General features: G+C 70.5%; 1 protein-coding gene. It reads left to right on the plus strand.

The window, feature by feature from the left end:
- Positions 1–198 precede the first annotated feature (198 nt).
- On the plus strand, positions 199–688 hold a 490-nt coding region (locus E1285_RS45220; protein ID WP_132161055.1), incomplete at its 3' end, for a DoxX family protein.

The following is a 688-nucleotide window of genomic DNA, read 5'->3' on the forward strand; positions in this document are numbered from 1 at the left end:
CCGCCACACGCCTGAAGCCCCGCGGCCGGACCCGCTGACCGGGGGACGAACCGAGGCGGAATCCCACCAAAAGGTGATCTTCCGCATTTCTCCGAACTCGCCGCACTCCGCCTGGTATGTTCGCGCGACCCGTCCGGCGGACGCCATACGCCACGCCGGATAACCGGGCCGGTGTCCCCCGCTGAAGGAGTCGATGGCATGCGCACCCGGCCGCTCTACGACATCGCGGCAGTCCTCGCACGGGTCGGCGTGGGCGTCGTGTTCATGGCCCACGGCTGGCAGAAGATCGAGGCGGGCGTCACCGCCACCAGCGGGTCGTTCGACGACCTCGGCGTACCGCTCCCGACCGCCGCCGCCGTCTACTCCGCGTTCGTCGAACTGCTCGGCGGCGCCGCGCTGATCGCCGGGCTGGGCCTGCCCATCACCGGTGCCCTGCTGTTCGTGGACATGGTCGGCGCGTTCGTGTTCGTCCACGCCGCCGAGGGCCTCTTCCTCGTGGACGGCACGACGGTCGAGAACGGCTTCGAACTCGTCCTCGTCCTCGGCATGGCCAGCCTCCTGTTCGCCGCGGGCGGCGGCGGCCGGCTCACCGTCGACCAATGGATCATCCGCAAGCGCCTGGCGCGTCCGGAGGACGACGAAGGCGAGGAGGACGCGAAGAGCTTCGTCGAATCGCTCCGCCAGGCGG

Source organism: Actinomadura sp. 7K507 (genome assembly GCF_004348425.1).
Taxonomy (GTDB): domain Bacteria; phylum Actinomycetota; class Actinomycetes; order Streptosporangiales; family Streptosporangiaceae; genus Spirillospora.